This window comes from Ilumatobacter nonamiensis YM16-303, assembly GCF_000350145.1.
GTDB lineage: Bacteria > Actinomycetota > Acidimicrobiia > Acidimicrobiales > Ilumatobacteraceae > Ilumatobacter_A > Ilumatobacter_A nonamiensis.
Genome location: NZ_BAOL01000240.1, coordinates 1 through 7,899, shown reverse-complemented (window position 1 = coordinate 7,899; position 7,899 = coordinate 1). Strand labels below are relative to the sequence as shown.

At 67.1% G+C, this 7,899-nt stretch carries 6 protein-coding genes; 5 read left to right on the top strand and 1 reads right to left on the bottom strand.

Features of this window, described 5'->3' with window-relative positions; genetic code table 11:
• The first annotated feature begins 108 nt into the window (after positions 1-108).
• The 4 genes from ON45_RS18475 to ON45_RS18460 all read left to right on the top strand — a co-directional run bounded on the left by ON45_RS18475 (position 109) and on the right by ON45_RS18460 (position 5,382).
• Positions 109-1,725 carry an ABC-F family ATP-binding cassette domain-containing protein gene (locus ON45_RS18475; protein ID WP_040495905.1) on the top strand — a complete coding sequence of 539 codons (1,617 nt, stop codon included), beginning with the start codon at positions 109-111 and terminating at the stop codon, positions 1,723-1,725.
• Positions 1,726-1,847: 122 nt separating this feature from the next.
• The gene (locus ON45_RS18470; protein WP_040495904.1) at positions 1,848-2,753 is read left to right on the top strand and encodes a TIGR03564 family F420-dependent LLM class oxidoreductase; all 906 of its coding nucleotides are present in this window, start codon (positions 1,848-1,850) and stop codon (positions 2,751-2,753) included.
• Positions 2,750-3,583, top strand: coding sequence for an enoyl-CoA hydratase/isomerase family protein (locus tag ON45_RS18465; protein ID WP_040495902.1), 834 nt, complete (start codon positions 2,750-2,752; stop codon positions 3,581-3,583). Before ON45_RS18470 ends, ON45_RS18465 begins: the two co-directional genes overlap by 4 nt.
• 65 nt (positions 3,584-3,648) lie before the next feature.
• Positions 3,649-5,382 carry an alpha/beta fold hydrolase gene (locus ON45_RS18460; RefSeq protein ID WP_158412514.1) on the top strand — a complete coding sequence of 578 codons (1,734 nt, stop codon included), beginning with the start codon at positions 3,649-3,651 and terminating at the stop codon, positions 5,380-5,382.
• A gap of 32 nt (positions 5,383-5,414) precedes the next feature.
• Here ON45_RS18460 and ON45_RS18455 read toward each other — a convergent pair whose 3' ends face one another.
• Positions 5,415-7,073 carry a fumarate hydratase gene (locus ON45_RS18455; protein WP_040495898.1) on the bottom strand — a complete coding sequence of 553 codons (1,659 nt, stop codon included), beginning with the start codon at positions 7,071-7,073 and terminating at the stop codon, positions 5,415-5,417.
• Positions 7,074-7,217: 144 nt separating this feature from the next.
• Between ON45_RS18455 and trhA the strand changes: the two genes are divergently transcribed.
• The gene (gene trhA, locus ON45_RS18450) at positions 7,218-7,865 is read left to right on the top strand and encodes a PAQR family membrane homeostasis protein TrhA (RefSeq protein WP_040495906.1); all 648 of its coding nucleotides are present in this window, start codon (positions 7,218-7,220) and stop codon (positions 7,863-7,865) included.
• Positions 7,866-7,899: the final 34 nt, after the last annotated feature.

Sequence of the window (7,899 nt, the reverse complement as noted above, 5' to 3'; positions counted from 1 at the left end):
GCCGCAGACGTCGCCTCCGCAGACGTCGCCGCCGGTGCCACCGCCCGACGGCGGCTGAGTCGCCATCGTCACGCTCGATCGTGAGCGTGGCTTCGTAGCCTGTGCGACATGTTGCAGGCACAGGCCATCTCGGTCGAAGTCGGAGGGCGGTTGCTGGTCGACCGCGCCAGCTTCACCGTCATGGCCCGCGACAAGGTCGGCATCGTCGGTCGCAACGGCGCGGGCAAGACCAGCCTGTTCAAGGTGCTCGGCGGCGCCGATGCACCCGCGAGCGGAAACGTCCTGCGCAAGGGCGGCTTCGGCTATCTCCCGCAGGACCCCAAGATCGACGCCGACCTCGAGGGCCGCACCAGCGTCACGCACATCCTCTCGGGCAAGGGCATCGACGAAGAGATCGTGCGGATGGAGAAACTCCGCATCGCGATGGAGGAGAACCCCGACGAACGCAACGTCGGCCGCTACGTCAAGGTCGAGGAGATGTTCCGCACCAACGGCGGCTATGCGGCCGACAGCGAGGCGCGTTCGATGGCGGTCGGTCTCGGCTTGCCCGACGATCGGCTGGAACTTCCGCTCAGCGTGCTGTCCGGTGGCGAGCGGCGCCGGGTCGAGTTGGCTCGCATCCTGTTCGCCGGCACCGACGTGCTCTGCCTCGACGAGCCGACGAACCACCTCGACATCGACGCGAAGACCTGGCTGCTCCAGTACATGCGTGACTACAAGGGCGCGTTGCTCGTGATCAGCCACGACCTCGACCTCCTCGACGAGGCGATCACCCGGGTGCTCCACCTCGACCGCACCGCCGAGGACCAGGTCGGTGACCTGATCGAGTATCGCGGCACCTACTCGCAGTATCAGCGGTCGCGTGCCGAGGACGAGGCCCGCCAGACGAAGAAGGCGGCACAGGAGTCGAAGGAGATCGCGCGCATGCAGGGTGTGGTCGACCGGTTCGGCGCCAAGGCGACCAAGGCGGCGATGGCGCACTCGATGGAGAAGAAGATCGCGCGCCTCGAGACGACCCGGACGCACGCGCCGAAGACGACGAAGACCTTCAACGTCCGCTTCCCGCCTCCGCCTGCGTGCGGCGAGACCGTCATCACGGCCGAGGGGATCTGCAAGGGCTACGCCGGGGTGACCGTGTTCGAGGACATCGGCTTCGACCTCGGTCGCGGCGAGCGACTGCTCGTCCTCGGGCTCAACGGTGCGGGCAAGACCAGTCTGCTGCGGATCATCGCGGGTGAGACCGGCGCCGACCTCGGTGACTTCGAGTTCGGCTACCAGGTCCAGGCCGGCTACTACGCGCAGGAGCACGACAACCTCCGGGCCGACGACGACCTGTTGACGAACCTGCGCAACTCGATCCCGCCGGGCGTCGAGATGACCGACACCCACGTCCGCGGGTTGCTGGGAATGTTCGGGATCTCGGGCGACAAGGTGTTCCAGGAGTCGGGAACGTTGTCGGGCGGAGAGAAGACGAAGCTCGCGCTGGCGATGCTGATGACCGGCAAGAACAACGTGTTGCTGCTCGACGAGCCGACCAACAACCTCGACCCGCCGTCGCGCGATGCGGTCGCGAACGCGCTCATCGACTGGCCCGGGGCGATCATCTTCGTCAGCCACGACACCGAGTTCGTGCAGAAACTCGCACCCACGAAGGTGCTGCTGATGCCCGACGGCGACGTCGACTACTTCAGCGAGGACTGGCTCGACCTCGTCTCCATGGCCTGACCGCGCCAATTCCCGCCGCCCACCCGCCGGTGACCCGTTTGCGTTGCACTTCTGGCTGCCCGAGCAGCCAAAAGTGCAACACAAACGGGAAGGGGGAGGGGTCGTGGGGGTACGGTCGGGGCATGCGCATCGGATACTTCGGCGGAACGATCAACGACGGAACGGTCGACGACGTCGTCGCCGAGGCGGCTCAGGCCGAAGCCGACGGGTTCGCGACCTACTGGGCGCCCCAGATCTTCGGCCATGATGCCCTGACCGCGCTCGCCGTCGTCGCCCGCGAGGTGCCTCGGATCGAACTCGGAACGTCGGTCGTGCCGACCTACCCGCGGCATCCGATGGCGCTCGCGCAGCAGTGCCTGACCGTGAACGCGGTGGCCGACGGTCGCCTCACGCTGGGGATCGGCCTCAGCCACAAGGTCGTCATCGAGAACATGATGGGGATGAGCTTCGACAAGCCGATCCGCCACATCCGCGACTACATGAACGTGCTCGGACCGCTCAGCCGGAACGAACCCGTCAGCTACTCCGGCGAGGCGTACTCGACGCACGCCTCGATCGCAGCCAACGGCGCGAAGCCGTTCTCCACCGTGATCGCCGCGCTCGGCCCCCAGATGTTGCGTGCTGCAGCCGAACTCGCCGACGGCACGCTCACCTGGTGCACCGGCCCGATCACCCTTGCCGAGCACACCATTCCCACGATCAACGCCGCAGCCGATGCCGCCGGCCGACCTGACCCGCGCGTCATCGCCGCGCTCCCCGTCTGCGTCACGGACGATTCCGAAGCGGTGAAGGGACGCGCAGCCAAGGTGTTCGAGATCTACGGCAGCCTGCCCAGCTACCGGGCGATGCTCGACCGTGAAGGCGCGGCCGGGCCGGAGGACATCGCCATCACCGGAACGGCCGACGAGGTCGTCGACCGAGTCGGCCGCCTCGCCGAGATCGGCGTCACCGACTACGCCGCGGTCGAGTTCCCCGGAAACCCCGACGAGGCCGAAGCCACACGCGCGGCGATCAAGCAACTGTTGTGAGCGCGATCTCGGTGGGCGTCGACGGAACCGGTGTCGCGGTCGTCACGATCGACCACCCGCCGATCAACCTGATGACCGTGGGCGTGTTCCTCGAGCTCGCGGAGGTCGTCGATCGTCTGGCCACTGACGACGACGTTCGTGCGGTCGTCCTTCGTTCGGCGAGTTCCGAGTGGTTCATCGCCCACTTCGACGTCGAAGCGATCCTCGGCTTCCCCACCGAAGAAGCGCCCCCGACCGAGTTGAACGGGTTCCACCTCATGTGCGAGCAACTGCGCACGATGGGCAAGCCGACGATCGCGCAGATCGAGGGCCGCGTCGGTGGTGGCGGAAGCGAGGTCGCGGCCAGCTGCGACATGCGTTTCGCGACGCCCGATGCCGTGTTCAACCAGCCCGAGGTCGCGCTCGGCATCATTCCCGGCGGGAGCGGGACGGTGCGGTTGCCGCGGTTGATCGGTCGGGGCCGCGCGCTCGAGGTGATTCTCGGTTGCGACGACGTCGACGCGCTCACGGCCGAGTCGTGGGGATGGGTGAACCGAGTGCTTCCTCCCGACGCGATCGAGGGTTTCGTCGACCGGTTGGTCGCGAGGATCGTGTCGTTCCCCGCGCATGCGGTCGCCGCGGCAAAGGCCAGCGTGCTCCGATCGGACGGCGAGATCACCGGTGCATTGCTCGCCGAGGGTGCCGCGTTCAATGCCACCCTCGGCGATCGTGAAACGCGTGACGCCATGGCCCGATTTCTCGCGGTGGGCGGGCAGACACCGGACGGTGAGCGCCGCCTCGGCCAACTTGCCGGAGAAGTCGGACGCGAGTCCGCGATTCCGGCCGACTGATGCGGAACGGGTCGACTCGCCGTCGGCGGATCCTCATCGGAAGTGCGGTCGCAGCGTGTTTCGTCGTGGTCGCCGCAGCCTGCTCGGCCTCGCCTCCGGTCGCGGTCGAGCGCTCCGATCGCAGCGCGGGAGAACTGACGGCCGACACCGGACCGGGGCTCCCCGATGTCGGCGGCGAACGGTCGCCGACACCCGCGTCCGACGACGCGGAGCCGACTCAGGACGACGTGGTGGTCGAGCCACCCGAATCGTCGATCGCGTGGAGCGGCTGTGCGGAGTTCGGAATCCCGGATCCCGACGTCGTCGGCACGTCCGGGTGGGAGTGCGCGACGCTCGCCGTCCCGATGGATCCGTTCGCTCAGGGGGAAGTTCCCGACGATGCCGCGCACGTCGACCTCGCCTTGACTCGTCATCCCGCGACGGGCGACCGGCGTGGTGCGATCCTCGTCAATCCCGGCGGACCCGGCGGTGGCGGGCTCGAGACCGTGTGGGGTCTGCGGAACGAACTGTCGATCGATCTGCTGCGCGGGTTCGACCTCGTGTCGTGGGACCCTCGCGGAGTCGGCGAATCATCGCCCGCGATCGACTGCGACGACGCCGTTCCACCCGGCGACGGTGACTTCATCGCCCGCTGCGTCGACCTCACCGGACCGTTGAGTGCGTTTCTCGCCGCCCCGTACTCGGTGGCCGACATGGAGGAGATCCGCTCGGCGCTCGGTGAGGAACGGCTCAACTACCTGGGGTACAGCTACGGAACCGTGCTCGGATCGTCGTACGCGGCGGAGTACCCGGATCGAGTCGGCTCGTTCGTCCTCGACGGTGCCACCGATCCGAAGATCGGTGCCGCCGACGGCCCGTCCGATGATGGGTTCCCCTCACTCGCCGACGACGGATTCCCCGCCGCTCAGCTGCGTTTCGAGGAGTTGTGCAATGCCACCGAGCGGTGCTTGTTCAGCCTCGATGCCGGCACCGTGATCGACGACCTGGAAACTCGGATCCAGTTCCTCCCGACACCGAACTTCGCGGGGGAGCCCGAGACGTTGTCACCCGGTCGCTTCACCGAGGTGCTCGACGCTGCGCTGACCTATGCCGGCGACTGGGAGTTGGTGGCGACCGCCCTCTCCGACGCCGACCAAGGGGATGCGTCGGCGCTCGCCTCGCTCGCGGCAGGGCCTCCCGGGTCCATCGAGCCCGGCGACGACGGAGAGAGTGAAGGGGAGAGTGACTTCGCCGAGGCGAACTTCATGATCTACTGCGCCGACTTCGCGCCGCTGCTCGATCCGCAGACGTTCTGTGATGCCATGCCCGACAACGCGCGCCGAGTGGCGTCGGTGAGTCCGGTCGACGTGGAACGCGAGATCCTGGTGATCGGCACCGAGTTCGACCCGCTGACGCCGGGGTACCACGCACCGGAGTTCGCGGCCGCGCTGGACGACGCGACGTACATCATCTGGGAAGGCGTCGGGCACACGGCGTTCCCCGGCTGGACGCCGTGCATCGACGACGCCGTCGACGCGCAGTTCCTGGGCAACCAACTCCCGACGGGGGGGACCAGTTGTTCGTTCCTGTTCGGCATCGAGGACGACGAGAGGCTCGGCGACGAGTTGTTCGGCCAGGGCGACATCGAGTCGGAGGCACTGCTCGGCGGCCGATTCCTGACCGAGTTCGGTGAGGCCGAGGCGGCCTGTCTCGCGGGGCAGGTCAACCTGGAGTCCGACCAGGTGATCAGTCACGTCATCCTCGACGTCACCTCTGACGCCGCCGAAGAAGCCCTCGCCGCCGCCGCCGATTCCTGCTGAAACCCGAGACGCAGCTCGGAGCGGGGTGCGCGTCAGCTGATGGAGACGGGCATCGTGGCTTCGGAGCGGACCTTGGCGTAGAAGTCGTTGCCCTTGTCGTCGACGACGACGAACGCCGGGAAGTTCTCGACCTCGATCTTCCAGATCGCTTCCATCCCGAGTTCCGGGTACTCCAGCACGTCGACCTGCTTGATGTTGTCGAGCGCGAGCCGCGCCGCCGGACCGCCGATCGAGCCGAGATAGAACCCCCCGTTCGCGTCGCACGACTCGGTGACCTGTTTCGACCGGTTCCCCTTGGCGAGCATCACCATCGACCCGCCGGCCGCTTGGAACTCGGGGACGTAGGAGTCCATTCGCCCGGCGGTCGTGGGTCCGAACGAGCCGGACGCGTAGCCATCGGGAGTCTTGGCCGGACCCGCGTAGTACACGGCGTGATCCTTCCAGTACTGCGGCATCTCCTCGCCAGCGTCGAGGCGCTCCTTGATCTTCGCGTGGGCGATGTCACGGGCGACGATCATCGGGCCGCTCAGCATCACCTGGGTCGTCACGGGCAGTTCGGTGAGGGTCGCGCGGATCTCGTCCATCGGTCGGTTCAAGTCGATGTGGACCGGTTCGCTCCCGAGCAGATCCGCGGCGTCCACAGCGGGCAGGAAGCGAGCCGGGTCGGTCTCGAGTTGTTCGAGGAACAGACCATCGGCCGTGATCTTGCCCATCGCCTGACGATCGGCCGAACAGGACACGGCCATCCCGACCGGGCACGACGCACCATGGCGCGGGAGGCGGATGATCCGGACGTCGTGGCAGAAGTACTTGCCACCGAACTGGGCTCCGACCCCCGTGCTCTGTGCGAGTTCGAGCACCTTCGCCTCGAGTTCGAGATCGCGGAAGGCGTGACCGGACTCCGATCCCGACGTCGGGAGTTCATCGAGGTAGCGGGTGCTCGCGAGCTTGGCGGTCTCGACCGCGAGTTCGGCCGACGTGCCGCCGATGACCAACGCAAGGTGGTACGGCGGGCACGCCGAGGTGCCGATGGACTGGATCTTGTCGAAGATCCACGGCAGCAGGGTGGCCTCGTTGAGCAGGGCTTTCGTCTCCTGGAACAGGAAGCTCTTGTTCGCCGATCCGCCGCCCTTGGCCATGAACAGGAACTTGTAGGCGTCGCCGTCGATCGCGTTGATCTTGATCTCGGCCGGCAGGTTCGTGCCGGTGTTCTTCTCGGTGTACATGTCGAGCGGCGCCATCTGGCTGTAGCGCAGGTTCGAGGTGAGGTAGGTGTCGGCGATGCCGCGGGCGATCTGCTCCTCGTCGCCTCCACCGGTGAACACGTATTCGCCCTTCTTCGCCTTGACGATCGCGGTGCCGGTGTCCTGGCACATCGGCAGGACTCCGCCTGCCGCGATCGACGCGTTCTTCAGGAGGTCGAGCGCGACGAACCGGTCGTTGTCGGACGCCTCGGGATCATCGAGGATGTTGCGCAACTGCTGGAGATGGCTCGACCGGAGGTAGTGCGCGATGTCGTGCATCGCGGTTGCGGTCAGTCGCCGGATCGCCTCGGGTTCGACGTGCAGGAACTGTCCGTGCGGCGTGTCGAACGTCGACACTCCTTCGGTCGACACCAGGCGGTACTCGGTGGGGTCGGGACCGAGGGGGAACATCTCGGTGAAGGGGATTTCGTCAGCGTCATCGGCCATGAGGCGAGCATACGCACGGGTCTGCAACCGGCGGACTCGAAGTGCCGAGCGGGAGACGACCTCGGGTGTGGCCGGACGATGAAAGCCCGGTGAAACCCGCAAACCGCGGCCTGCCGAGCGGTAGGCGCAGCTACCGTGCACGTCGTGGTCTGTAGTGCGGATTCGGTCGAGCGCCCGTCGTGGCGGGGATGGCTCCATGCCTGCGCGTTCGCGCTCACGATCCCGGCCGGTCTCGTCCTCATCGTCCTTGCCGACACGGCAGCTGCACGCACCTCGGCGGCGATCTACGCGGCGTCGCTGGCGATGATGTTCGGCACGTCGGCGGCGTATCACCGCCTCGCACGATCCGATGTGTCCCGCCGCTGGATGCAGCGCGCCGACCACTCGACGATCTTCCTGCTGATCGCCGGGACCTACGTGCCGATCACCATGATCGTCATGCCGCCGCGCTGGGGCATTCCGATCCTGGTGGCGATCGTCACGCTCGCCGTGACGGGGATCGTGCTCAAGACACTGGTCTTCGAACGGTCGCAGTGGTTCGCATCGGCGTTGTATCCGATCATGGGATGGATCGCGGTGATCACTCTCCCGGTGCTGTTCGACGAGCTCACCGGAGCACAGCTCGCGTTCGTGATCGCCGGCGGCCTGGTCTACAGCCTCGGCATCCCGGTGTTGTTCCTGCGTCGCCCCGACCCGTGGCCGATGACGTTCGGCTACCACGAGGTCTGGCACGTGTTCGTGATCGTCGCCGCCGGACTGCACTTCGCGGCCGTGACGAGCATCGTCGCCTGACCCGCCCATCCGGTGTCAGGCACCCGATGAGGCG

Coding starts and splice junctions, on each gene's coding strand:
- ON45_RS18475 (WP_040495905.1), top strand. CDS start 109: ATGTTGCAGGCACAGGCCATCTCGGTCGAAGTCGGAGGGCGGTTGCTG.
- ON45_RS18470 (WP_040495904.1), top strand. CDS start 1,848: ATGCGCATCGGATACTTCGGCGGAACGATCAACGACGGAACGGTCGAC.
- ON45_RS18455 (WP_040495898.1), bottom strand. CDS start 7,073: ATGGCCGATGACGCTGACGAAATCCCCTTCACCGAGATGTTCCCCCTC.